Annotated in this window: 22 protein-coding genes and 1 pseudogene; 15 read left to right on the top strand and 8 right to left on the bottom strand. The window is 42.9% G+C overall.

Translation table 11 applies throughout. The annotated features are described in order from the left end of the window. Nucleotides 1-91: 91 nt before the first annotated feature. The 8 genes from glmS to MIC7113_RS03950 all read left to right on the top strand — a co-directional run bounded on the left by glmS (nt 92) and on the right by MIC7113_RS03950 (nt 12,364). Nucleotides 92-1,990, top strand: a complete 1,899-nt coding sequence (glmS, locus tag MIC7113_RS03915) for a glutamine--fructose-6-phosphate transaminase (isomerizing) (protein WP_015180879.1) — start codon at nt 92-94, stop codon at nt 1,988-1,990. 241 nt (nt 1,991-2,231) lie between these two features. Further along, nucleotides 2,232-3,050, top strand: a complete 819-nt coding sequence (locus MIC7113_RS03920; protein WP_015180880.1) for a heteromeric transposase endonuclease subunit TnsA — start codon at nt 2,232-2,234, stop codon at nt 3,048-3,050. 28 nt (nt 3,051-3,078) lie between these two features. Next, nucleotides 3,079-5,316 (top strand): DDE-type integrase/transposase/recombinase, encoded by a 2,238-nt coding sequence (locus MIC7113_RS03925; RefSeq protein WP_015180881.1) that lies wholly within the window; start codon nt 3,079-3,081, stop codon nt 5,314-5,316. After that, nucleotides 5,303-7,009 carry an ATP-binding protein gene (locus tag MIC7113_RS03930; RefSeq protein WP_015180882.1) on the top strand — a complete coding sequence of 569 codons (1,707 nt, stop codon included), beginning with the start codon at nt 5,303-5,305 and terminating at the stop codon, nt 7,007-7,009. The genes MIC7113_RS03925 and MIC7113_RS03930 overlap by 14 nt, the downstream gene beginning before the upstream one ends. Before the next feature lie 4 nt (nt 7,010-7,013). Continuing rightward, entirely contained in the window at nt 7,014-8,906 is a 1,893-nt protein-coding gene (locus MIC7113_RS03935; RefSeq protein WP_015180883.1) for a TnsD family Tn7-like transposition protein, read from the top strand. Between the two features lie 474 nt (nt 8,907-9,380). After that, on the top strand, nt 9,381-10,451 hold the full coding sequence (locus MIC7113_RS03940; RefSeq protein ID WP_015180884.1) for a class I SAM-dependent DNA methyltransferase: 1,071 nt from the start codon (nt 9,381-9,383) through the stop codon (nt 10,449-10,451). A gap of 249 nt (nt 10,452-10,700) precedes the next feature. Continuing rightward, nucleotides 10,701-11,318, top strand: a complete 618-nt coding sequence (locus MIC7113_RS03945) for a hypothetical protein (protein WP_155897921.1) — start codon at nt 10,701-10,703, stop codon at nt 11,316-11,318. Between the two features lie 383 nt (nt 11,319-11,701). Next, complete coding sequence (locus MIC7113_RS03950) at nt 11,702-12,364, top strand: trypsin-like serine peptidase (protein WP_155897922.1); 663 nt, start codon at nt 11,702-11,704, stop codon at nt 12,362-12,364. 115 nt (nt 12,365-12,479) lie between these two features. Here MIC7113_RS03950 and MIC7113_RS03955 read toward each other — a convergent pair whose 3' ends face one another. Next, nucleotides 12,480-12,665 (bottom strand): hypothetical protein, encoded by a 186-nt coding sequence (locus tag MIC7113_RS03955; RefSeq protein ID WP_041779890.1) that lies wholly within the window; start codon nt 12,663-12,665, stop codon nt 12,480-12,482. Between the two features lie 56 nt (nt 12,666-12,721). On the opposite strand from MIC7113_RS03955, the pseudogene MIC7113_RS37460 reads away from it, so the two are divergent. Both MIC7113_RS37460 and MIC7113_RS03965 read left to right on the top strand, forming a co-directional pair. Further along, nucleotides 12,722-14,608 (top strand): annotated as a pseudogene (locus MIC7113_RS37460) (type I restriction enzyme subunit R domain-containing protein); the annotation flags it as partial. Next, nucleotides 14,605-14,961 (top strand): M48 metallopeptidase family protein, encoded by a 357-nt coding sequence (locus MIC7113_RS03965; protein WP_015180888.1) that lies wholly within the window; start codon nt 14,605-14,607, stop codon nt 14,959-14,961. The pseudogene MIC7113_RS37460 and the gene MIC7113_RS03965, both read left to right, overlap by 4 nt. A 57-nt stretch (nt 14,962-15,018) precedes the next feature. Here the strand turns inward: MIC7113_RS03965 and MIC7113_RS03970 are convergent, their stop codons facing one another. The 7 genes from MIC7113_RS03970 to MIC7113_RS04000 all read right to left on the bottom strand — a co-directional run bounded on the left by MIC7113_RS03970 (nt 15,019) and on the right by MIC7113_RS04000 (nt 21,995). Further along, nucleotides 15,019-15,327: a hypothetical protein gene (locus MIC7113_RS03970; RefSeq protein ID WP_015180889.1), complete on the bottom strand. Its 309-nt coding sequence runs from the start codon at nt 15,325-15,327 to the stop codon at nt 15,019-15,021. 18 nt (nt 15,328-15,345) lie between these two features. Continuing rightward, nucleotides 15,346-15,744 (bottom strand): hypothetical protein, encoded by a 399-nt coding sequence (locus MIC7113_RS03975; RefSeq protein ID WP_015180890.1) that lies wholly within the window; start codon nt 15,742-15,744, stop codon nt 15,346-15,348. Nucleotides 15,745-15,746: 2 nt separating this feature from the next. Further along, nucleotides 15,747-17,366: a serine/threonine-protein kinase gene (locus tag MIC7113_RS03980; RefSeq protein ID WP_015180891.1), complete on the bottom strand. Its 1,620-nt coding sequence runs from the start codon at nt 17,364-17,366 to the stop codon at nt 15,747-15,749. Beyond that, complete coding sequence (locus MIC7113_RS03985) at nt 17,359-19,578, bottom strand: FHA domain-containing protein (RefSeq protein WP_015180892.1); 2,220 nt, start codon at nt 19,576-19,578, stop codon at nt 17,359-17,361. Before MIC7113_RS03985 ends, MIC7113_RS03980 begins: the two co-directional genes overlap by 8 nt. An 18-nt stretch (nt 19,579-19,596) precedes the next feature. After that, the gene (locus MIC7113_RS03990) at nt 19,597-21,204 is read right to left on the bottom strand and encodes a CHAT domain-containing protein (RefSeq protein ID WP_015180893.1); all 1,608 of its coding nucleotides are present in this window, start codon (nt 21,202-21,204) and stop codon (nt 19,597-19,599) included. 23 nt (nt 21,205-21,227) lie between these two features. Then, nucleotides 21,228-21,596 (bottom strand): trypco2 family protein, encoded by a 369-nt coding sequence (locus tag MIC7113_RS03995; protein ID WP_015180894.1) that lies wholly within the window; start codon nt 21,594-21,596, stop codon nt 21,228-21,230. 153 nt (nt 21,597-21,749) lie between these two features. Further along, entirely contained in the window at nt 21,750-21,995 is a 246-nt protein-coding gene (locus MIC7113_RS04000) for a helix-turn-helix domain-containing protein (protein ID WP_015180895.1), read from the bottom strand. Between the two features lie 110 nt (nt 21,996-22,105). On the opposite strand from MIC7113_RS04000, the gene MIC7113_RS04005 reads away from it, so the two are divergent. The 5 genes from MIC7113_RS04005 to MIC7113_RS04030 all read left to right on the top strand — a co-directional run bounded on the left by MIC7113_RS04005 (nt 22,106) and on the right by MIC7113_RS04030 (nt 26,312). After that, nucleotides 22,106-22,396 carry a hypothetical protein gene (locus MIC7113_RS04005; RefSeq protein WP_226883590.1) on the top strand — a complete coding sequence of 97 codons (291 nt, stop codon included), beginning with the start codon at nt 22,106-22,108 and terminating at the stop codon, nt 22,394-22,396. A 13-nt stretch (nt 22,397-22,409) separates the two neighbouring features. After that, nucleotides 22,410-22,682: a hypothetical protein gene (locus MIC7113_RS04010; RefSeq protein ID WP_015180896.1), complete on the top strand. Its 273-nt coding sequence runs from the start codon at nt 22,410-22,412 to the stop codon at nt 22,680-22,682. Between the two features lie 104 nt (nt 22,683-22,786). Then, entirely contained in the window at nt 22,787-23,419 is a 633-nt protein-coding gene (locus MIC7113_RS04015) for a hypothetical protein (protein ID WP_015180897.1), read from the top strand. Between the two features lie 159 nt (nt 23,420-23,578). Continuing rightward, the gene (locus MIC7113_RS04020) at nt 23,579-25,222 is read left to right on the top strand and encodes a TnsD family Tn7-like transposition protein (protein WP_015180898.1); all 1,644 of its coding nucleotides are present in this window, start codon (nt 23,579-23,581) and stop codon (nt 25,220-25,222) included. 11 nt (nt 25,223-25,233) lie between these two features. Continuing rightward, nucleotides 25,234-26,312, top strand: a protein-coding gene (locus MIC7113_RS04030; protein WP_076612115.1) for an ISKra4-like element ISMic1 family transposase whose coding sequence is annotated in 2 segments (ribosomal slippage) — nt 25,234-25,395 and nt 25,398-26,312 — 1,077 coding nt in all. Because the reading frame shifts where the segments join, the coding sequence is not laid out codon by codon here. Nucleotides 26,313-26,369: the final 57 nt, after the last annotated feature.

The following is a 26,369-nucleotide window of genomic DNA, read 5'->3' on the forward strand; positions in this document are numbered from 1 at the left end:
CATTGTCTCAGTACAAGGCAAAGCGCCTTGACGTGTTAGTAAGAGCCAAGTAGTTTGAAAACAGGGTTGTGAACCAGGAGTGAAAGCGTAGATGTGTGGAATCGTTGGCTATATTGGCACCCAAACGGCTACGGACATTTTGCTAGCTGGATTAGAGAAACTGGAGTACCGAGGCTACGATTCAGCCGGTATTGCCACCGTTTTGGAAGGTGAGATTCACTGTGTTCGGGCAAAGGGAAAACTCTACAATCTTCGCGAGAAGCTAGAACGGGAAGTCAACCCCGCTAAACTCGGTATTGGGCATACTCGCTGGGCAACTCACGGCAAGCCAGAGGAATATAACGCCCATCCTCACATGGATAGTGCCATGAGGGTGGCGGTTGTGCAAAATGGGATTATTGAAAATTATCGGGAGTTACGGGAAGAATTAAAAGAGCGAGGGCATGAGTTTCGCTCAGATACGGATACGGAGGTGATTCCCCATTTAATTGCCGAGTTTCTGAGGCAGGAGCAACTTGCGAATTCGCAACCGACCAATTCCTTGCTAGAGGCCGTACGCGGCACGGTGAACAAACTCAAAGGGGCATTTGCGATCGCGGTGATTTCCGCTGACTATCCCGATGAACTGATTGTCGCACGCCAACAAGCGCCTTTATCCATTGGCTTTGGTCAAGGGGAATTTTTCTGTGCCTCAGATACACCCGCCTTAGTGCCTCATACTAACGCTGTGCTGACGTTGGAGAATGGGGAACTGGCACGACTCACTCCTTTAGGGGTTGAAGTTTACAACTTTGCAGGCGAACGCTTAAAAAAATATCCCCGCACTCTCAACTGGAATCCTGTGTTGGTGGAAAAACAGGGATTCCGGCACTTTATGCTCAAGGAAATTTATGAGCAACCTGGAGTGGTGCGAAATTGTTTAGAAGCTTATCTGGACGACAATTGGAATCCAGCCGATGTCACTCAATCCCCGATTAATTTGGGGATATCGCCGGAACTATACGCTGATTTAGAACAAATTCAAATCCTCGCCTGTGGCACCAGTTGGCACGCCGGTTTAGTTGGGAAATACTTGCTCGAACAGTTAGCAGGGATTCCGACAATGGTGCAGTATGCCTCTGAGTTTCGCTACGCACCTGCACCGCTAACCGCCAACACACTGACAATTGGCGTCACCCAGTCAGGGGAAACGGCGGATACCCTAGCGGCGCTGGAGATGGAAAAACGCCGTCGTTTTGGTCAACTCCCCAAGTATGAACCGCGACTGTTGGGGATTACCAATCGCCCGGAAAGTTCTCTGGGACAACTTGTCAATCAGATTATTGACACCCATGCCGGGATTGAAATTGGTGTTGCCGCCACTAAAACTTTTGTCACCCAGCTTATGGCATTTTACGGTTTGGCATTGGATTTGGCATGGCGGCGTCAAACTTTAACCGCTACCCGCATGGAGGAAATTTTAGTTGGTTTGCGGCAGTTGCCCGCGCAGATTGAGTTAATTCTGGAGAGTCAGGAACGTTATATCGAGGAATTGGCGCACAGCTTTGCAGAGACGCACGATTTTATCTTTTTGGGACGTGGGATTAATTTCCCGATTGCCCTGGAAGGGGCGCTGAAATTGAAGGAAATTAGCTATATTCACGCAGAGGGGTATCCGGCTGGGGAGATGAAGCATGGGCCGATCGCGCTGTTAGATGCTAAGGTTCCAGTAGTCGCGATCGCTATGCCCGGTACTGTCTATGAGAAAGTGCTCTCCAATGCCCAAGAAGCAAAAGCGCGGGATGCCCGTTTGATTGGGGTGACGCCGATGAATGAGCATGAAGCGGCTGAAACGTTTGATGATTTGTTGCCGGTGCCTGTGGTGGAAGAGTTGCTCTCACCGATTCTTACGGTGATTCCCTTGCAGTTGCTGGCGTATCATATTGCGGCGCGGCGTGGTTTGGATGTGGATCAGCCTAGGAACTTGGCTAAGTCGGTGACTGTTGAATAAATAGTACACTTGTACTGTACTACATGTAGAAGAATAAAACGATGCAACAATAAATAAAGCGGTTCGACAATAAATAAAGCGATTGAACAATTAACCTGAAACAAGTAAGATCTCTGGAAACAGGTGTGCGATCGCCCCCTAACGCGGTAGCATTCAGGCATCGTCCCAAAAGGCGATAGCCTCTGGCTAACTACGCTTTGCGCGGCGGCTCTCTTGCCAATCGCTTCCAGAGGTCTTTGTTATGGGCAGGGGTAAACGGGAATGGACACAAGCCACATTTGATCGTTACATCAAGGAAGGCCGTGGTGAGGGTAGTGGGAAAGACTATAAACCTTGGCACAGAGTTCAGGAAGTTCCCTCGAAAGGTCGCTCATCACGACCACCAAGCTGGAAAACCAATCGAGAGCATCATTTATTCTCTGACCACGAGAAGCGACTATTCTACCTATTGGAGTGGTCAGATAGTGTCATAGATATAAGAGAGCAATTCCCTTTGCTCGATCTTGAGCTGGCAATGAGTATCGCTTCCGAAATGGGGATGGAGTATCCCAGAGACAAAAAGAGCAATACTCCTTACATTTTAACGACTGACTTCATGCTGAGTGTGCAGCAAAATGGAGAGATAGTTAAAATTGCTCGAACAGTCAAGATGACAAAAGATTTAGAAACAGAATCAGTCGCTGAAAAATTTGAGTTAGAGAGGCGCTACTACAGCGAAAAAGGTATTGACTGGGGAATTGTGACAGAAAAGGAAATTCCCAGGCTACTAGCAGAAAATATTGATTGGATTCATTCTGCCTACTGGCTAGAAGCAACTTCTGAAATGGATGTGGCAGAGCTACGCTCTCTAGCAAGCATTTTGAAGTTCAGGCTTCAGGAAAGCGATACTACTATCAATCAAGTGACAACTGCTTTAGATCGAGAGATGAATATAGAATCTGGCACATCACTCTATCTTTTTAAACATCTACTAGCAAGAAAACAAATCATTATGGATATGCTAGATACAAAAATATCAGGCTGTCCTTCGACAAAGACAATTAAAAAAATAATTTTTTAAAATTAATCAAGAAAACATTATCAATAAAATGACTAATAATTTATTTGTCAATGAACTCATAGAATGGAATTCTGGTTCAGAAAACCAATTAATAGAGAGAGTTGTGTGGATTGACGAAGGTTATATTATTGCGTTTGTTTTTGATATCGCTGCTAAGAAGGGATTTCCAGAACCTAAAAAAGTTTCTGAGATTCTAGAAGCTATTTCTAATGGTCTTGCTTTTAAGCAGCAGCAAGACTCTTGGGCAAGAATAGTTCATGATGAAAATTTAACAGATAGAGAAAAAAAATATAGAGACAAGGCTTGGGGAATAATCGAAGCCCTTGTTGTCCAAGAACCTTCAATCTATTACAGTAATGAGCGCGGTCCTCTGGTGAGGCAAGTTGTGGAAAAATACAACGTAGGTAGAAGTAAAGATAAATTGACGGAAAAGATAGTTTATGGATACTTGAGAAGATATTGGCAAAGGGGTAAAACCCCAAATGCTCTTATCCCTGATTATATTAATTCAACAGGCAAAGGAAAGATTAGAGGATATAGGGAAGATAAGAAGAGAGGAAGACCGAGAGAATATGCCTATGACCCCGAAATTGGAGAGGGTGTAAACGTAACAGAAGAAGATAGGAGGATATTTAGAATTGCCATAGCAAAGTTTTATAACAATTCAAAACAAAATTCGTGGGTAGCCGCATATGAATTAATGATAAAAGAATACTATAACGAAGGAATTAAGTATGATAAAAATGGTAGCAAAAAATCAATATTAATGCCTTTCGATAAAATCCCTACCCTTACTCAGTTCAAATATTGGTCTAAACTTGAGCATGATGATGTAACAAAAACTCTTACTGCTCGAAAGGGAGCAAAACAGTTTGCTCTAGAACACAGAGCAATCACGGGAACCTCCAAAATGGAAACTATTGGACCCGGTTCTCGCTACCAGATTGATGCGACTATAGCTGATGTATATCTGGTTTCCAAGTACAACCGCACTTGGATTATTGGTAGACCAGTAATTTATGTAATCATTGATGTTTTCAGCCGCATGATAGTGGGTCTTTATGTTGGCCTAGAGGGACCATCTTGGATAGGGGCAATGATGGCTCTAGTCAATGCGGGTACAAATAAAGTCAAGTTTTGCCAAGAATATGGCCTTGAAATTACGGAAGAAGAATGGCTTTGCCACCACATTCCAGATGCCATACTAGGCGACCGAGGTGAACTGATAGGTATGAAGGTAGAGAAGGGTTTCATCCCTAATCTCCATGTCCGCATTGAAAATGCTGCTTCTTATCGAGCGGATTGGAAAGGTTTAGTAGAAAGACACTTCCGCACCATTCATGGCTATGTTAAGCCATTTGTGCCCGGTTATGTGGACACTGATTTTAGGAAGAGAGGAGGAAAAGACTACCGACTGGATGGCAGGCTAGACATAGAGCAGTTTACTGAAATTGTTATTCATATTGTTAGATATCACAACAATCAGTCCCTGTCTGTGTATGAAAGGGATACAGCAATGATTGCTGATGATGTTCCTCCCATACCTAGAGAGTTATGGAAGTGGGGCATTGCTAATCGTTCCGGCAGACTGAGGACTTTTCCGGAAGATATCGTCAAGCTCAACCTGATGCCAACTGAAAAAGCTACTGTTACCGCTAAAGGCATCAAGCTTAGGGGCAAGGAGATGTACTATACCTGTGAGAAGGCTGCCAGGGAGCAATGGTTTGAAAGGGCTAGGAGTAATTTGCTGTCCCAGTCAGAGAAGTACCTAACCATTACCTACGATATTAGAAGACCAAACTTCATCTACCTTCCTTCTCCTGATGGTAGAGACTTTGAAAAATGTTATCTTCTCGATCCGGAAGGACGGTATTATGACAAAAACTTTCAGGATATTGAATATATGCTTGCCTATGAGGAACAGCAACAGCAGAAATATCAAGGTCAGAACCTACAAAATAAGGTTGATTTGATGGCAGAAATTGAAAGTGTAGCCAAACGAGCGACGAAAATGACTGATGCTGACCTCAATAATACTAGAGTAAGCGATCGACAAAGAGTAACTGGGATTAGAGACAACAGAGCTTTTGAAAAGGATGAACGACGTAAGAGTGAAGGCTTTGAATTAGGCAAGACTGAAACTCAGAATCATGAGTTGGCTGTAGATAGCAAACCCAAAGACGCGGAGCAGCAAAAGTCGTTGCAGCCGGACTACTTCGATATTCTCAGCCAGAATAGACAGGAGCTTAAACGTGGACAGGAATGATGAGTGGGAATGGGTTCAAATTCCTAACGGTGAATGGGCTGCTGTAGCTAATTACATAGATCATAAGCTGCCTGAGTATAACTCTAACCCTTTGATTCAGGCACTCCCTACTATGTTCTCTCCACGGGAATTTGCCAGACGTGTAGCAAAACTTCCTCAATTTCATCCACAAGAGAGGGAACTTGAGCCGCATTACAGATTTCATTGCATTGAAAGGCTATCTAGATATTTCGATCCACAGAATAGGTCTGTAGAGCTACAGCAGCAAATTTGTGTGCTAATCATGGAGGGGTATTTGGGTCGGAATCTCTTAAAGCCGGATTACGCACGTCGTTCAAGGCAAATTTATCAGGCAATTGAGGCAGGAGACGGGAATAATCTGGAAAACTATGTAGACGTTCCTACTTCTGCATCTAGTTTGACGCTAATCGGTCCATCGGGAATAGGGAAGACCACCAATCTGATTAACATCCTTAACCTGTATCCCCAAGTAATCATCCATCCAGACTACAGCGTATATCAACTTGTTTGGCTAAAAGTTGACTGTCCCCATGCAGGTTCATTGAAGGGTCTATGTACAGATATCTTTTTGGCGGCTGACCGATTACTCGGCACTAATTACTTTAAAAAATTTGGTTCCAAGGGTAATTCTGAAGATTATATGCTGGCGCAGGTTGCCCAACTCGCTCATACTCAACATCTTGGAGTACTGATTATTGATGAAATGCAAAACCTTGCTAAAGCTAAAAGAGGTCGCGATGAACTGTTGAACTTCCTTGTAAAAATGGACAATATCATTGGAGTTCCAGTGATTCGCATTGCTACCAATGAGGCTTTCCCAATTTTTCGGGAAAATTTTAGGAATGCGAGAAGAGCGATAGGGAAAGCAGGAGTTGTTTGGAATAGGATGCTGAAAGAGCGGGAATGGGAACAGTTTTTAATAGGAATTTGGCATTATCAATGGACAAATAAATTTGTTCCTATTACTGAGAAAATTAACGAAAAACAAACAATCAATGAAGAAATTAATGAAGCTTTCTACTACGAGTCTCAAGGAATTATTGATATTGCAATCAAGCTTTATAAGATGGTGCAATGGCGAGCTATTTCCCTCAGGAGTGAAGAAATTACCGTCGAGCTGATTCACCGAGTTGCCGAAGAGGGACTACAGATAGTCAAACCAATGCTGGATGCTATTCGGTCAGGGAAAAAGGAATCGATGGAAAAATATGGAGATATCGATCTTCTGGACACGACCGAATATCGTAATCAATGCTTGGCTGAGCTGAAATCAAAGGAATTAGAAGAGATTCGTAAACTAGCTCAGAACCAACAGAGAAAAGGAAATGTATCGGCAACCCTAAGTCATGTAATCCTTAAGCTTATGGAGTTGGATGTAGAGCCTGCTCTAGCAAAGGAGTGTGCTGATAAAGTTGTTGCTTCTAAGGATGAAGATACGGACATTCCCTCACTAGTAAAAGAGGCTTACATCCTAGCGTTGCAAGGCGCAAAAGTAAAAGAAAATCAAACGAAGTCAAGCAAGCGGAAAACAAAGTCTAAACCAAAGTACCAAGACAATGATATCCGTCTTCTTGTCGAAAATGCTAAAAAAGATAAAAAACCTGCTTATGTGTATTTGGAATCGGCAGGAATTATTAAAAATCCAGTTCAAGATTTTATAAAAACAGTGTAGTCTTGTGGTTAGTTTTTTTCCTTCCCCCTATCCAGATGAAATCCTGTACAGTATTTTAGCTAGATATCATATTAGAAGTGGCAATACTAGTTTCAAAGTAACACTTAGAGAGCTTTTCAATGTACCAAGAAACACAGCTACGGCTGACCTACCCTGTAATTTGGATCTTTTGGTTAAGAACTTACCACTATTATCAAAGCACACAGTTGAGGAGCTTATTCAAAAGCATACACTCTACCCCTTCTATGCACCTTTTCTCCCGCTAGAAAGAGCAAGTCTAGTTTTACAGTCTATGCGTTCGGAGTCTGGGAGTGACATTCATAGAAGAGCAGGTATCATGGCAAGTTCGGTTACTACGCCGAGATACTTCAGGTTTTGTCCTCTTTGTCTGAAAGAAGATCTGCAAGAATATGGAGAAGCCTACTGGCATCGCCTGCACCAGACGCCAGGTGTCTTAGTCTGTCCAGTACACGCTATTCCTCTAAGTGATAGCATCGTCCCTATTCAGGGCTTTAACAGGCATCAGTATTGTGCTGCTAGCCTACAAAACTGCCCAATTGATGTACCTAGGGAAAGTTATGGTAGCACCTTAAAGAAATTACTGCTGCTAGCTAAAGATATTTGTTGGTTAATAAACAGCGACATTCCCCACCGGGAACCAAGTTGGTTTCGCAACCAATATAAAGCTCTTTTAATTGAGAGGGGTTTAGCTTCTACCGTCATCCATAAGACGTACCAGAAGAATTTGGCAGACAGTTTTCTCTATTTTTATGGTTGTGAATTTCTTGAAAGTCTCAATTCAGGAGTGAGTTATGACGAGCCACACGGCTGGTTGTTCAAACTGCTACATAAAAGGGTAGATTCATCTCATCCTGTGCGACATTTGTTAATGATTAGGTTTCTAGCGACCTCCATTAAGGAATTTTTCACAACCAATTATGACTATAGACCATTTGGTGAAAGTCCTTGGCTTTGTTTAAATGTCGCCGCTACTCATTACCTCAAGCCAGTGGTAACCAATCTTGTCATAAGTCGAAACCACGATCGAAACTATGATGCTAGCAAGCCTGTTGGTACTTTTCGGTGTTCGTGTGGATTTATCTATACCAGAACAGGGCCAGACAAGAGGGAGGATGATAAGTATCGAATTGGTTGCGTTAAAGCCTACGGACAGGTCTGGGAAGAGAAACTTAGAGAATTAGTAGAAACTAGAAAGCTGAATGTTCACGAGATTGCAAGTCAACTCAATATCGATCCCAGGACAGTCAATCGACATGCTATGTTACTGGGACTTGAAATTCCGTGGAAGTCTTTACCGCAGAGTTTAGAGGAACCCTCAACGGATAATAAGACTTGTCTAGAGGAAATCAGAGCCAAACATAGGAGCGATTGGAAAGTCTTACAAAAACAGCATAAAGGGCTATCGAAGACTGCTTTAGGAAGGCTTGCTTCATCTACATATGAATGGTTACGCAAAAAGGATAAAGAGTGGTTCGATCAAAACTCACCGAAATCAAGCATTACTGTTACAAGTAATAATAGAGTTAATTGGGAGAAGAGAGACGAGCGAATTCTTGCTCAGGTTAAGAATGCAGTGCAACTAACCCTTAGTGCTGAGAAGCCTATCAGAATAACGATTGGTAGGATTGGAAGCACTATTGGACAGCTTAGACTACTCGAACAGCAGCTTGATAAAATGCCTCTCACAAAAGCCTACTTGGAGTCAGTTACAGAAGAAGTAGAAGATTATCAAGTTCGACGTATCAAATGGGCAATCAATAAACTTGAAGAATTGGGAGAAGAAGTTACGCTTTCAAAAACTCGTATACTTGCTGGTCTTCGGTCAAGTCAATCCCAAAAAGTTAGAGTAATTCTTGACAGTGAACTTCGGAAATGATGTGAGCTATCTTGGTAGCAAACATAGGATTATATAAGTTAGCTTTTTAGATGCCGATAGGCGTTGAGTAGTCACTCAGAGTTTCTGTGCAAGTCCTTCACGGAATGTCAATGAGTGTCAACTCTGTTTTCTTGACCGACTATGAAAGCGAACCTATCCCCGCAGGAGGTTCGGTTATTACGAATTTAACTTTCAGGAAAACCGAATAAACAAACTTGCTTCCATTAATCAGCGATCGCGTCACCTACCACCAATTAACTTAATTTCGATCTGCGGCTCAACCTCTGTTTCGACTTGAGCGATCAACCTCTTAACTACTAGGCTTTTACTTACGACGGATACGCATATTCTGAAGAGAAAGTCAAGTAGAAAAGCCAGAAATGCTGGATGTGATTTGCGCCTTGCTTAGCGGGAACACTAAGGGAGTAGCCAATCAAGCAAAGCGATCGCGCTCAAGAAAGGAGCAGTGCTCTGTTGGCTAGCGCACTGCCTTTAGGAGCGATCGCTAGCTTAAAATGGTATCCGGTCAACTCCCGACTCAAGAGGAACTCACAGATAGTGCCACGTCGCAGCAAGCAGCAGCCCACTAAATCCATCAAAACAGCGGAACAAACTGAACTGAAATTCCCGGCACCAGAGGATGAGAAGCTGGAAGTGTCGGCGATGGAGACGTGGCTGTGGGATGCAGCGTGTACGATTCGCGGCACCACTGACGCGCCGAAGTTCAAGGATTTCATTCTGCCCCTGGTGTTCTACAAGCGCCTCTCGGATGTGTTTGATGATGAGTTTGCTCGTCATGTGGAGGAGTTTGGGGATGAAGAGACTGCCCATGAGGTGATTGAGGCTGACCATAAGGATGCCATAGCGACGGGACGCAAAGACCGGATGGTGCGCTACTACATCCCGGATGAGTATCGTTGGCAGAGAATTCGCAATCACGGTGAGGAGGGGTTGGGGGAATTTATCACCACTGCGACTCGGAAAGTGACGGAACTCAACCCGGAACTGAAGGGTGTGCTGGATATTAAGGACTATAACGAAACTCAAAGCGGTCAGCGGACTCTGGGGGATGACCGTTTGGCAGCGTTGGTGGAGGTGGTGAGTCGCCATCGGTTGGGGTTGAAAAACACGAGTCCGGATGTGTTTGGGGATGCCTACGAGTATCTGCTGCGGAAGTTTGCGGAAGGGCAAGGGCAGAGTGCGGGGGAGTTTTTGACGCCGCCAGAGGTGGGTTGGTTGATAGCGGAAATTATTGACCCTGCGCCGTACACTACAATCTATGACCCGACTTGTGGTTCTGCGAGGTTACTGATTAAACCGCGTTTGGTGTTTGAGCGCAATTACCCCGACCAGAAAAGCAAAGCGCCTAAACTCTACGGTCAGGAACTCAATCATACGACGTTCGCGATCGCTAAGATGAATGCGGTCATCTACGATTTTCGCGATTCCAGTTTGGAGATTGGGGACACGTTTCTCAATCCCAAGTTTGTGGAGACGGGTAAGGGGTTGATGCGCCATGACTACGCGGTAGCTAATCCGATGTGAAATCTTGCTTACGTCGAACTCAGGAGGAACGGGCGGTGATTGTGTTGGATACGGAGGCGGTATATGTGTTGGCTTCGGGCAAAGTCTCGCTTAGGGGTATAGTCTATGTAATATGCATAGGCTCTTTATGGCAATCATTAACGGTTGCCAAGCTTAAATCTTACAGTGTATGCTTATGGGATATAAAAAAAATTCTATAAAAGCATACTTTCAAGGAGGCGCTAATAGTGGGTCAAGGTGTAACAGAAGTTGTCCAGATTGTCGCCCCGATTGCTCTCGAAGCACTGGCTAACGCTGCTTTGGCATTACTGGCAAATGTATCATATAAGCTATAAGCCATTAACAATCGAGAGGTTTGCACAACTTAAGGGTGCATCTACGAATGACTGGGGTCAAACGATTTATGAATATACCAGCCAGTATATTACGAGCCAGTTTGCATCCACTTACGGATACTATTATCAAGGTATGCGATCTCAACCCGAAACAGGCGCTCTACCTATTTCCGCTAATCTAGACATTATTGTATACGACCCAGGAAAAGGCATAACTAATATTAATAGTTATCTTCAGACGGTTTTTAAGGACTCGATTAGTCCTGCGGATTCAATCGAGATAAGTTCAAATATGTCCGCAATTTTCCAAGCTAGGTTTTCAGAGGAAAGCCTGAACTGGACTCCATTTAACAAACGATACAACTTCCCCGACAACCTTATAATTGATGTATATATGGTGACTTCTTCTGCTCGCGATGTTAGTGGAACCCTCGCAGGGGTCGTTACTTATTGCTACGTCGCATATAAATCGGGAAGCGTATCAATCCATTCAGTGGTGGGAAGCGGACAATACGATGTCACGCATGGGTGAGTTCTATCGAAAAATCCCAAGTTTCTAATAAGACAGCAAGATACCATCCTTACAAGACGACAACATTCTTACCGTATGTCCTGTGTTCAAACTGAGTACAGTACTATACAACCTACTATTTCTCCACCTTCTATTTGCCGAATTCTAATATTACTATCGTCTTGGCAGTATTAGGTCTATCCTGTGCCTATCTTGATTCTACGTTCTATCGAACAGTGCAGGCAAAATATTCGTAAATCTTCCGTGTACAAGTACAACAGTGAGGTATGAACCCAATGGCATTTCGCGCCTCTAAAAGTGTGCATATTGTATTTCCTCCTGATAACCGACAGCAAGTTATAGAGACACGTGTCTTCCCATATTCGGCTATCGGTCGATTAACCATGCTGTTTCCAAATGGGAATTTGTACTCTGGGACTGGCACTTTAGTCGATAACTGGCATGTCTTGACAGCCGCACACAATCTGTGGGGGAAAGATATGGGCGGAAACGGCTTTGCAACAAAAGTTACCTTCAGTGCAGCACAGAATCGTAACAATGTTCCTTTTGGTCAAATATCTGCGACACGCGCATGGATTACAGAAGATTATCAAACAACAGCCCCTCCAAGCCCACTTTTGGAAAATGATGACGTGGGTGACTGTACCAAATACATTTGGGATTTCGGGCTTGTTCGTCTTAGCCAAGCGGTGCAACCCGATGCTGGATATTGCAGCTTTAAGTCTTATGATGACAAGACATTAACGAATAATAACATCCGTATAACAGGTTACCCTGGAGATCAGACTGCTGGCACAATGTGGACTGCAACAGGTCGAGTTACACTCTCCAATGATGATGATTTGCTATTCTACAACAAAATATCTACCTACAAAGGTCAAAGTGGCGCGGGTCTGATGATACCAGATAATAACACATTTGTCATTTGCGGCATTCATGTTGCTGGATCTACGAAGCTAAATACCAACTTTGCGGTGCGGCTAAACGATACTAACGTAGCCACGATTAAACAATGGCAATCTTCACCTGTAATAGCTCAGACTTAGTCCATTTGTAAATCTTCTGTTTGTCAATGCACCTGAGCTAGAAATTAAGTCTGCTGCAACTTACCGTTGAGTTGGAGTACCTTGAGCCGTTCCAAAATACTGCTGCCTTCAGTCTCTAACTCTTGCCTCTCTGTTTCTGACGCTTGCCAATCACTTGGTCAACCCCTTTCTCCATGCGACTACTGCGAATTGGCTTACCAATTTCGCGACGCTGGCCGTAGTTGATGAGCCTAGCCTGATGCTTTTTCAGATAGCCACACAACTCTTGAAGTTGCTCAAGGATAAAAATTAAATATAACAAACTCTTCCACGTTACCGATGAATGGAAGCAGCAGGGAACCGTCTACAACAACCGTCACCTTTATCGGCTTCACCGGGACACCCATCGATAAACTCTCCGAAGGCAAAGGCACGTTCAAAGTCTTCGGCGCGGAAGACGAACAAGGCTATCTCGACAAATATTCCACTGCCCAATCCATTGAAGATAAAACCACCCTCCGCCTCCACTACGCCCTCGCCCCCAACGACTTGCGAGTAGACCGAGAAACCCTAGAGAAAGAATTCCTCAACCTCAAAGAAGCCGAAGGCATCAGCGACCCCGCCGAATTAGACCGAATTCTCAGGAAAGCCGTCAAACTCAAAGAACTCCTCAAATCAGACAAACGCATCGACAAAATCGCCCAAGCCGTTGCCCAACACTTCTGGGAAAACGTCGAACCCTTGGGCTTCAAAGCCTTTCTCGTCGCGGTAGACCGGGAAGCCTGCGCCCTCTACAAACAAGCCCTCGACAAATACCTACCGCCCGAATATTCCCGCGTCGTCTATTCCCCCAGTAACAGCGACAGCGAAACCCTCAAACAATATCACCTGAGTGAGGCACAAGAGAAGCAAGTCCGCAAAGCCTTCGCCTCCAAGTGCATCGTCTGGGTTCCCCTGCAACCTTCGGCTGAAGCGTTAACCTTCATCGAATCCCGCCCCGACGATTTTGTCTACGACCAGACACAAGGCACCCTCACTGTCACAGGCTACTTTTCGGAATCTGACCGCCAAACCCTAGAACGCCTCTGCCCCGAACCCAAATCAGCCGCCGCCATTCGGGACTTATACGAAGACTATACCAAGCGCTTGCCCAAGATTCTCATCGTCACCGAGAAGCTGCTGACAGGCTTTGATGCCCCCATCCTTTACTGTATGTATCTCGACAAACCGATGCGAGACCACGTACTGTTACAGGCAATCGCCCGTGTCAACCGCCCCTATGAGGATGAGGACGGACTCAACAAACCCTATGGCTTCGTCCTGGATTTCGTCGGCATCTTTGAACAACTAGAAAAAGCCCTCGCCTTCGACTCCGATGAAGTCAACGCCGTCATCAAAAACGTGGAAGTCCTCGAACGCCTGTTCGCCACCCTGATGACCGAAACCGCCCCGCAATACTTACCCCTAACCCAAGGATTCGATGACAAGGCAAAAGAAGCTGCCATTGAAGCCTTTGCCGAGAAAGAAACCAGAGAGGAGTTTTTCAAATTCTTCCGCCAACTCCAAACCCTCTACGATGTCCTCTCCCCAAACCCTCGCCTGCAACCCTACCTCAACGATTACCAGGCACTCGTCAAACTCTACAGTCTCATCCGCAACGCCTACACCACCCGTCCCTACGTCGATAAAGAAATCACCACCAAGACCAAGGAATTAGTCCGACAAAACACCGACATCTACAACCTAGAACTCCCAGACGCGATTCAAAGCCTCGGTGCAGCCGAACTCGAACACCTCAAACAAAGCGACACCTCGGATACCGTCAAAGTCCTGAACCTGCGAAAAATGCTAGCCACCGTCGTCCGCGACGAAAGTGCCGCCAAACCCTTTCTGCTTTCAATTGGCGATCGCGCTGAAAAGATAGCCGAAGCTTACGAAAACCGACAAATCGACACCCAGGTAGCCTTATCCGAGTTTGAAAAGCTAGCTCAAGAATACATCAATGCCAATGCCGAACAACAGCAGCTCGATGTCGATGAAAACACCTATGCTATTCATACCGTCCTCAAGCTAGCGGTTGAAGACCTAACCGTAGACCAAGCCAGAGAAATTAACGCTATCTTCAGCCACTTCCCAGATTACCAGTGGAACGAACAGCAAAAGAGCGAACTGAGGAAAGAACTTTATAAAGTCGTGCGTCCCCTCGTCGGTGCAAGTCGTATGATTAATGTCACCAACACCCTTTTGAAACTCCAGCGAGTATGAGATGCACAACTGAGGCAAATTGTCAAGATACTGATAACTTGCGATCGCTGGTGCATCACTGGGCAAGCAAAATCGGCGTAAACGTGCAGCAAATTCACCTGCGCCCGATGAAAACCAAGTGGGCATCGATGTCCACCACTGGGCGCTTAACCCTGAATACAGACTTACTTACCCTACCGCAGGAGTTGGCAGAATTTGTCATTGTTCACGAATTGGTGCATCTGTTGGTTCCCAATCACGACAAAGTCTTCAAAAGCTTCATGTACGCCTATCTGCCGGATTGGGAGGAACGAGAACAGCAGTTGCAGAGCAACTATGGAAAAACCATAAATACTAATGGTCAAGACGGATAGAGTTCAAGTAAGGTTTTAGGATGTGGTGCGATCGCACAGATATTGTAGATTATTTTGTCAGCGTGTTGTTCTTTCGTCACTAATTGTTTGACGCGGAATAGCTGAAGACTCTCTCCTATTAACAAGTCCTCTCTGAGCAAGTTGTTTTTTGAGTAAAAGCATTTCTTCTTTGCGTCTTTGATCAAGTTTTCTGTTAGGTAGTGCTGCCAGTAAGTATATAGTGGCTAGAGGCCAATAAAGAAGTGAAACAAAAAGCCACAAAAAACCAGAATAACCCATTTTTTTTGCATTTCTAAATACTAATATACTAAGAATAATTAAACTAATACTTGATTGTATCAACAAACGTATATATGCACTTTCCATCTTATAGCCTCCTCATAATTAACTCACTACAAAAGATTTTGCTACAGTTAAATATTCTTCTAATTGATTTGCAAAAATCTTTTTATTTGTAGATTTAGTAAGTAGAAATCTAACAACGCATTTTTTACCATCAGGAAGCCGATAAGTAATTTCATGTTTCTTACGCCAAAGTTTAGGTTTCTTATACTTCAATATAGTAGAGTATGGCAAAGTTCTAGTTGTGGGAATATATAGCACTTTTTGAAAAAAGTAACCTAGAATCCATAATTCAAACTTAGGCATATTTCCTTGAAGAATTAATGCATTCTCATTTAAAAAAATGAAACCTTTCCCATGAAAACTTAGATTAAGTTGTTTACGAGAGCCAAAGAGGTGAATATCTCCACTAGAGTCTAAGTATGTTACTTCAAATCTCATAGTTACACTCCTACAATTTGTTCACATTTATCTTTTAAATCAGAAAATTCAAAACTGTAGCTAGATATAGAAAGATAGCTATTACATACCTGTATACATTCTTCATATAAACCAGCTTCAAAATAGCCATTGGCTAAAAGTAAAGTTGCACCAAAATTATATGGATCTACCTCAAGTGTGAGTTTTGCTTCAATAATTGCTTCTTCAATTTTTCCTTCTACTAAAAGCAGCTCAATATACTTTTGACGAACATTCATATTTCCCCAATTGATGTTTATAAATTCCTTAAGAAGTTGAAGTATTTTTTTGCTATCTCGTGAGGCTTCTCGTAAAGTCTTATGAAGAAGTAGATTTTCTTGTAAATGCCTAACTTTTGTTAAAAAATGTACAGAAATAAAAGAGAAAGGAAGTGTTACATAAAAACTAATGAAATTAAATCCGTTGCTTATACTATTAGCCGCTATCTCATCTCCTCCTACAGAAATGTAAATTACTTGGTAAATAAATCCTGAGATAATTAAGCCTACTAAAAAACCAACTATCAAAATAAAAATACCGCTTATGGTACGGAAACGACTATTTTTTTCTTGTCCAAAGAAAAAAAGGATTACTCCCGTCATTGAGAATGCCTCTCCTACTATCCCATCTGGAATAGTCTGTAAAAAAGCAAATATCCAGAAAAATATCCAGCTTTTTTTTAGCTCTTTAATCTCTTTTTCCTCCCAAGTAGGAATCGAAAAATTTGAACTATTCCTTTGGTCTAATTGTTGAGATGTAATTTCTGTAATTGCAGATTTAGACCAATTTTTTAATTCATCTCTAAGCTCATTGGCAGAAGTAGTACGGTTGATTAGTTCCTTTTCGAGCAGATGAGAAAGAATATTTTCTAGTTCAGGGTCAATTTCTCCTAAAGTTTCGCTAGGGGCTTGTGGAATACTAAAGAATATTTTCTTGGAGAGATTCTCTTCTGTGTCTCCTTCAAATGGTTTAATACCTGTTAGCAGAGTATAAGCACAAACACCCAATGCCCATAAATCTGACTGCTCGCAAGGTCGTCCTCTCAACTGCTCAGGTGCCATATAGTAATAAGTACCAGCAATACGCTTGACAGTTTGAATTCCTTCTGCCATGCGACTGATTCCGAAATCTACTAATACAAATCTTCGGTTGTGGTCATCACCTGTAACTAAAATATTACCTAATTTTATATCTCGGTGAATTATATTGTTAGCATGAGCATGAGCTAAAGCATCTGCCATTTGAGCCAGGAAAACTTTGATTTCTTCTACTGTGAGTTTCCCTCGTTGTTCTAAATAGGATTGCAAATCAATACCATTAATATATTCTGTAATTAGAACGAGTTTTCCAGCATGGATAAAATAATCTTCAAGATTGATAATGTTTGGATGACTTAATCTAGAAAGTAATTCAGGCTCAACTAAAAGTGAATCAATATTTCGGGTATCATCTATAATTTTTAATGCTAAATTTTCATGAGGTTGCTCCTCGTTGTATGCCTTGTAAACGATTCCATGACTACCGCGACCGATTTCTTCTAAGAGAATATATTGATTGATACGAACAGTACTTATCTGTGTAGTTATAGTTTGAATATTAGTCATCAAAAACCTCCGTAACCATATCTCCTATTGATGCTTCAATGAGAAAATTATCTTGAACTTCAGTAGGGGGATTAATCCTAATTACATTACTAGTTTTTGCTCCACTTAATTTAACTCTAATTAGTACTTCAAGAGTGATAACACCAGCAATTAAGAGCCTGTCCCCTGATTGCAAGCGAGAAGGTTCATTTTTGGTCAATATTTTTCCATTTAAGCTAGTCTTTCCTCCACTTTTATCAATTACAAAATATTCTGTATTAATTCGTTGAATTTCTAAATGCCTTCGACTAATGCAAAGGCTCTTTTTGTCTGAACCTGGAACTCTGATAATTACGTCGTTACCCACATTGTCAGAAACATTTTGTTTGCGGCGTTGACGACCAATAGAAATCGTTTCCAATCCATACGGTGCTTGATAAGCGTAAGGAGTACCTAGAATTCTGAGATATAGTAATTTGGATGCGTCTGTTGAGTGATTAAGTGTTCTATTAATTCCGTTAAGTGACTCTACTGTTATTGCTCCCCCTCCAGACTCTATCTGAGCCAGGACAACCTTTTTTAATTCAATAATTTCTTTATAGACAGGGAAAGACATTGATGTAGACTTTAACAATTCATTTGTTTTTGCGAGTGCTTGAGCTAATTTACCGGACTGAGCTAGTTTACGCGCTTCATCTAAATATGACTTTGCTTCAAATATTTTTTCTGTTCGTTTTTTCTGAAAATCATCGTAATCTTGCTGAAGTCTATTTCTGTAGCGTTCAATTATCCAATAACGAGTTAACCTCGAACTAAGAACTACTACAGACAAAATAAACACTGAAGGTAAATATAAAAAACTAGTTTTATTCCATTTAAATATAGGTGTACTATATATTGGTATACCTGCCGAACTAGGAGCGGGATGCCAATAAGTTACTTTCCATAACAATATTCCTAGAAAATTACTCTTTTCTATGCCTAGCCAAAAATCCTTTGAATTTTGTTGATTAATTTTATTTCTTATAATAGATTCTACTGATATATCTGGATTAATATAATCACTGATTTCAACGTTTTTTTTATTAAAAAGACTGGATTTGTTCAAAAAATATTCTGTTATCTTATCCTTTTGTAAAGACCTTGTAAAAAGTATTTTTACTGATTTATTTGTAGGAAAATTTGATGCTGCCTTTGCTGAAAACCACGAGTGACTGTCTGGATTTTTAAGCTCTGCGATACACTCATCTATCAACTTACGATCAATTTGATTTATGTTAGGTCTAAAACAAGTAAAGTTTAAAATTATCCCTATACCTACAATGAATAAACTACAGAAAATATTTACTTTTCTCATATAGGGGGGTACATCACCTTCTCCTGGTGGTTTTGGTTCTGGTTCCATCCCACCTTGTGAAGGTTCTAAGTCATTCTCTGTCAGCTTTGTCTCACCCAGAGTTTCTTTGAGTACTATGCTTGGTATAGTTACTCCAACTCTTAAAAAATCGAAGGATAGTTCACCGCCGTGTTCAAGTAGTTGTTCCTCATTGTCTGTACCAATGAAATGAAAGCCGTCAGTTTCTCTTATAAGGCTACCTAAAGACTTTCCTTCTCTAAAATTAGGAAATCTTACAACCTCATTAGAGTTCGTACCAAGCAATACTTTGCCCTTTGGTGCAATTATATATCTCGCTACTTCTTCGCCATCAAAGTTGTGTTGAATAAGTACACCTTGAGATAACAAATCATCTTTGTTATGTTCAAATAAAAAAGATGGAGAGGAACCTAACTGAATTTGTGTTCCCACAAAAATTTGCATTGGCTCTTCTATCTTTATCCCATTAACGTATGTTCCATTAACTGATTTTAAATCATCAATCCAGTAGGCATTATTTTTTGATTTATAGTAAATAACAGCATGCAGCTTGCTAATTTCTTTAGAATCGTCATCTATCCAAAAACCATAGGTTGCTGAACGTCCAATAACAGCATTGTTGTCAAAGACACAGTGGACTTCATTATTAGTCCCCTTTAAATTCAGAATGATTCTATTCTCTCGGAGAAGTTCAACCTTATCTTCAAATTCAAAAATCTCTTTTTCTACTTCTTTAAGTTGTTGCTCCCGCTGAAGCTTAATTGCAGGATTGGTTTCCAAAATGACAGCTTCTCGCAAAAGACTACGCTTTTTCAATAAGCTTTCGTACTGTTCTTGAATTTCAAGGTCTCTATCCATAAGAATCTCCTTAAGGATTTAGCCAAGCTGTTGTTCAATCTCGTCAATCTGTGACTTGAGCTTATTAAGTTCTCTCTGTGTTTCTTCTATTTGCACCTCTCGCTGAAGCTGTACAGCAGGATTGACCTCAGTAGCAAGATCCTTACGCAACCTACGCAGCTTTTGACCTAATAAATCGTAAAGCTCTTGTAACTCATCCCATTCCCGCTGCAAGCGACGGCGCTGACTAGCCGTTAAGCTGCTTGATGCCTGAAGAATATCAGATGTTTTATTTGTCTGCAAATCAGTAGTGAGGGAAATAGCTGCTGAATTAATTTCAGCATCCACTTGAGAAATGGCAAACAATTGACCGCCTTGATTGTCTCGCCAGCGTAGATAGAGAACTGGACGATACCACTGATTTCCTTCCACTCCCATCGCCTCTCGCCCCTGACTGACAGCCACCGCCAGGGAATTCTTTTGTCCTAGAGACCAATAAAACTGCTCGGCAAATTGAGTTGCTGCCTCTACGCTGATTGAGTATTGCATTGCCACTGCTGCTGGTATACGTTGAGCAACCAGATTTTGAGCAGCTCCATTAAACACTGATTCCCCTGTCACCGCCATACCAGATTGACAAGCACTAAGTACGATTAAAGCTACTCCTCCCGTTTGACTGGTGCCATCACTATAGCTGCTCTGTCGCAACAGGACTCCTAATTCCGCAGCACTAACGTAATCTGCTTCACCTTTTTCATTCTCGAATACCAGAAACCCTTGAGGTTTGGGTAACACCGAATTACAAACTCGGCATCGCTCAACCTTGATACTCTTATGGATTACCCTACACTGTTGGTTAGAACAGCGCTTGCCATACAACCCATGTCCATCAAAATGCAGGACGTGAGGAGCTGTATCTCCTCGATGTTCAGTGAGATAGGTTCGTAACTCCTTGAGGGTAGGATACTCCAGCTCGCTTAAACGAATATGTCCAGCTTCACTTGCCTTTTCCAATCCTTTGTGAATTGCTTGCTGTTCCTGCTTAGAGAGCCTTTGGAGTCCTAGTTCTGGGTCAGATGCTGCTGAGGACACCAGTAGCACATTGACCTGTTCCACAGGTGGTAAGTTAGGTGGAACCGTGTCGTGGGCAATGTATCGGGAAAAGCTAACTTGGTGATGCAACAGAAATCGCTGCCCATCATGCAGCAGTTCCCACGGATAATCTGCTAATCGCGATCGCTGCACGACATCTGCTTCAAATTTAAGTTGAATGTGCAGTTGAGTATTTTTATCCTCAGCCACACTGAGAGACTTTTGCAAAGCTTTTTCTACCCGACTTCCTGGTGGAAAAAGGGACTGATACAGCGCTTTGCCAATGTTGACAAGAAAACTCGGATGGAAAGCACTGTAGTCAGAAGCTAAAATACTGGCTGCTACCATCCAATCCTGTTCTCTATCCCGGCTAAAGCTTTCTGAGTGGAAGCTAGTACTCTCTAAAGTCTTAATGAGAGTAATCCGCCAATCTTGAGTGCCTTCCCAAAAAGGCAATTCCGACTCCGTTTCCCCTTCTCCAGCCGAAGATTGGGTCACGATTGCCTTAAAACGAGTCCCATCAACAGGCGAGAGGTAGAGTTCAAATAGTTCCACGAGTTTGCTAGCTGAGTATTAAATTAGAACTGGTCGCTGACGTTGTCGCCGCCACCTTTAAAGGTTCCTTCTATATTTTGCTCCACTAGTTTTTCCAGTCGTTCCGGATGACGTTTTCTGTAAAGATTAAGCAGCGTCTCTTTATTGATGACGGGAGAAAGCTTCACTTTCACCTTCTGCACGTCATCCCGGCTACCTCCCCCACCCAACTCCAGAACGTAAATTTTTATTGCTCCCTTGCCTTCCTTCTTGACTGTCACTTGAAGTTCAAGTTCCACCTCATCCACACTCAACAGAGGGATGTCTGTCTCACCTTCTAGGGAGGGAGCAAGTAGTTCCCGCTTCACCTGCTCAATCAGTTCCGCCAGTCCGATGCTATTTTCTTCTGCCACGCTGCAATTACTCCTGTATCGGTTGGTTTAATTCTCTAGATGCTAAATATTTGGAGCCTTCCAGGCACTTGACCCATGCTCTCCAGTTCTTTTATAGCCCAGTCAAATAGAGAGCGCCTCCCTCAGCTAAGGCGCAAGTCAAGAGTCTCTGGGTCATTCATCTACTTCAATGCCGTAATTTGCAAACAGAGCAGAAACAGTTATGTCCAGCGCTTTGACTAACTTTTCCATAGTCTCTAGCGAAGGGTTCAGTTCCCCCCTCTCAATATTGGAAATATAGGTACGGTGAAGCTCAGCCCGTTCGGCTAACTCCTCTTGAGATAAATCCAGTTCTCGCCGTCTGCGTCTTATCGCTTTTCCAAAGCGCTGTTTGATACTTAGTTGATTGTTTTGACTCACTGCACAATCGTCAGAGAGTAAAGTGAGTGAGTCTACAGATTAGAAATAACATTTTGTGATATATAAATAACAATAAGTGATTTAGCTTCACTCAAGTGATGGAAACTACTATGTCTCACCTGTCACCCCAGATACCGCCCTTCGGTCTACCAGAAAACATTCCCGAAACCCTACCTCAGCAGCAGTTTCAGCTCGGTGATTCAGTACGCTGGCGTCAAGTTCCTCATCCAGACTTTGGTCGTATCCTCGGCGTCATCTACACCCACTCCGCCAGTTGTATGGCGACTGGACTGCATTACCTGGTTTTACTCGATGAGCAAAGTCCCTCGCGCCACATCACCAGCTACGACTTCGCCTTCGAGAAGGATATCGAACGACTCAACCAGTCATCTACTGTTTGAGTTAGAGGTCATCATGGCACGAACTCAAAAACATCAACGGGTGCTGCAACTGCACAATCAGATGTTCATCTCTCCCCAAGAATTCAGTTTCCGATGGGGGATAGAGTATGAGGAACTAGCAGAAATTTGCTGTGTCTCCAAATCCACCACCTATCACTGGTTAGGCGGGCAAGCTAGCCGACGCGAGGCCGGTGAACCTTACCAACGAATCATGGCTGTGGCTGATTTTCTGCTTTCCCATGCTGAACAAATTCACCCACTTTTGGAACGCTGGCACACGAATTAATAACAGAAATTCCATGTAATTTGTCAAATTGACAAAACTTTCTTGACGGTCTAAAAAACGAGGAACTATGGTGCATTCAAAGTCGTATTTATACTCCTTGTCCTATGACCTTTGTGTGCCGCCCCCCTCATCACAACAAATCTAGCTGCCAAACCGATGAAGAACTAGTTGAGGAGTGGCTGAACTTAGTAAAAGAGGTGTACTTAGCCGCTGGAGAAGCAATTGCAAGAGTCAAAGGAAAAACGACCAGCCAGCAGATTGAATTGCTCAGAGCGCAAGCTGAAAAACCAGAGCATCTTGCCCTAATAGCGCTTGAGGCTCTCAACAAGGTAGATCATACAGCAACCCACCAACACAGTCGGTTGATGAACCATGCAATTTTGCAGATAGACGTGCTTCGTACTCAGTTAATTGAACGCCTGAGAAAGTCCGAGCGTTTACCACCTGCAATACCCACCTCCATGCAACCCAAGAACCAGCGCCGCTTAATCGAAGAGTTCCTTACTCAGCTAGTCAGTATGTCCCAGCAGGAAAAACTGGCACTGCTCTACAGGGTTGAGGGCCTAACTTCTCAAGAACGTGCGCGGGGTAATTGGAGTACTCGACTCATTGCTAGGTACTTAGGATTGCACAAAAACAGCTATCGCACTGTGGCAAAAATCGTCAAGGACTGGCATAAGCAAGGCATAGACTCAAACCTAGCTCCTAACTTTCAAGCTGCTGAGTTAAAGGAGTAGATGTCATCCAACATTGCCTGTCCTTAGTTCTATAGATGAGATTACAGATTGATACTAAAATACAGCTAAATTTCCAAGATTTGTAGGTTTTAACTTAGGTATTCTGCCATAAGAATATGGAGGAATCTAACTATGAAAAAATAACAAAGACAGCCTCCTATGGTTAGCTTTTTCCCAAAACCGTATCCCGATGAAATTTTATACAGTGTCATTGCACGCTACCAGATTAGAAGCGGTAACACGAGTCCGAAAGTAACGCTCCGAGAATTATTTAACTCAGCTACTACTGTAGCTACGGCTGACTTACCTTCTAACCTTAATTCTTTAAGTGAGAGCCTACAACCTTTTTCCAACTATACGGTAGAAGTGCTGATTGAAAGATACACCCTGTACCCTTTCTACAGCGTTTTTTTACCTCCGAACCGAGCTACTAGAGTGAAGGAGTCGCTGAAGGCAGAGTGTGGCAGTGATATTCACACTAGAGCTGGAATTATGGCAAGTTCCGTTACCATGCCGAGGTATTTCCGGTTTTGCCCCAATTGTCTAAAAGAAGATTTGCAAAAGTACGGGGAAGCCTACTGGCACCGACTACATCAAACGCCTGGAGCGCTGGTTTGCCCAGTCCATGCTGTGGCGTTGCCAGATAGCATAGTTCCAGTCCAAGGCTTCAACAAGCATGAATATCAGGCTGCAAGCCCAGAAAATTGCCTGATTACTCACAACCAACCAATATACAGTAATGACACTTTAGAGAAATTTTGGCGGCTGGCTCAAGATATCTCTTGGTTAATGAATAGCAAACTCTCTGCTCAAGAGCCAGATTGGTTTCGTAGACGGTATATAGCTCTATTGATTGAGAAAGGTTTAGCGACGGCAACGGGTCGAGTTCATCAGAAGAGACTTCTTGATAATTTTATGTTTTTCTACGGGCGTGAAATGCTTGAAGCCCTTGACTCAATGGTGGATTACGAGGAGGAACACAACTGGGTATTTGGCATCGTTAGAAAGCATCGAAAATCATTTCATCCTATGAGACACCTACTGATGATTAGGTTTCTCGCAGGCTCTATTGAAGAATTCTTCAACATAGATTACGATTACAAACCCTTCGGTGATGGACATTGGCTTTGTCTGAATGCTGCCGCCAACCATTATCTCCAGCCAGTTGTGACCGAATTGGCTATCAGTCTATGCTGTGATACCAAAAAACCTGTGGGTACTTTTCGGTGTTCGTGTGGCATGATTTATTGTCGAACAGGCCCCGATGAAACCGAAGATGACAAATACCGAATTGGCAAAATTAAAGCATACGGTCAGGTTTGGGAACAGAAGCTTAGGGAACTCGTAGAGATTCAACGGTTGGGTCTTCGAGCAACGGCAAGACGACTCAAGGTCGATGCCAGAACAGTCAATCGGTATGCCTTACGGCTAAACCTCAATACCTCCTGGCAATCTTTCCAGGATAACGAAATAGTGCAGTCTCCAGAGCAGCCAGAGGGTGATGTCAACTCTACTGGTGAGAGCGAGACCAGACATCGGCAAAAATGGTTGACTCTACAACTTGAGCATCCAGAGGCGTCGAAGACAACTCTCAGGCAAATGGCTCCAGCTACCTATGCGTGGTTGTATAAACATGACAGAGAGTGGCTCAATCAAAATTCGCCGACATTGAAGGTGCCTGTTCCGGGAGCATCCCAATTTTGCAAGAAGGCAAGAGAACGGGAAGTTTATTCGCGATTTTTACTCGCGAATAAAGGCCGACTAGGCGGATGTTGCCCTAACTGCGACAATTTAATTAGTTAGGGAGCCTCTTTATGACAATGACACCAGAAGACAAAAAACTTTTAGCCGACCATATCAAGGCGATAGCTAAAATTCTCTATAAAAATACTCCACAAGAGAAAATTGAGACGTTAGAGGGTATTGAAACAGCGGTGCGCGACCAAGTGCTAGAACATGTCAGCCCCCAAATAACCTTTTTTTTATCGGAGAAAAGACGGGAACAGAATCGGGACGCATCCGAACGATAAGAAGTTGTGTGGGTCGGATAAAAATCACTCAAAAACAAGCGTCACGTTTAGGAATTGAGCCGTATCGACGGTTAAGTCCTCTTCTGGAAAAATGCTGTTTATTACTTGCAGCAAATGAATCATTTCAAGATGCAGAGAATGACCTGAAAGTCTTGACCGGGGTAGAAGTAGGTCACAGCACTCATCATCGCCAAGCCCAGAAAGTAGAGCTATCGCCACCTAATATTAAACAAAAACTGACAGAAGTTTGTCTCGATGGTGGGAAAGTGCGTTTACGCTCACAGGAAAAAGGTAAACCCGCCTACTGGAAGGAGTATAAAACCGGACGACTACAAGGAATATATTACGGAGCCTTCTTTCAAGATAATTTTTCTCTAATTAATTGGGTGAACAGCCAAAACCTGGCTCGAACCATTTATTGCTTGGGTGATGGACACGATGGGGTGTGGAACCTATTTGCACAAATAGCCGACGACCAGACCCGACAAGAAATTCTTGACTGGTATCATTTGAAAGAGAACCTCTATAAAATTCAGGCATCGAAAAAGTTTTTAGAACAAATCGAAGCAGATTTGTGGCAAGGAGTGGTCGAAGAAGCGATTAGTAAACTCCGGAAAACTAACTATGTCGGGGCTACTAACTTTATAAGTTATCTACGTAAACATAGGCATCGCTTAGTCAATTATATGTACTTTCAAGCCGAACAATTAAGTTCGATTGCTTCGGGAGCTGTAGAGTCTGCGGTCAAACAGATAGACAAGCGGCTACAAATAGTCGGCGCTCAATGGAAGTCCCAAAATTTACCGCAAATGCTGCAACTGCGGTGCGCTTATCTGAATCGACAGCTTGCTCCAAGCGCTTAAAAAACCCAAAAACAGTATGAAAAGAAGCACGCTGCTTTTTTTCGCGAGTTACAATCG

The organism is Allocoleopsis franciscana PCC 7113 (assembly GCF_000317515.1).
In the GTDB taxonomy this organism is placed as follows: Bacteria; Cyanobacteriota; Cyanobacteriia; order Cyanobacteriales; family Coleofasciculaceae; genus Allocoleopsis; species Allocoleopsis franciscana.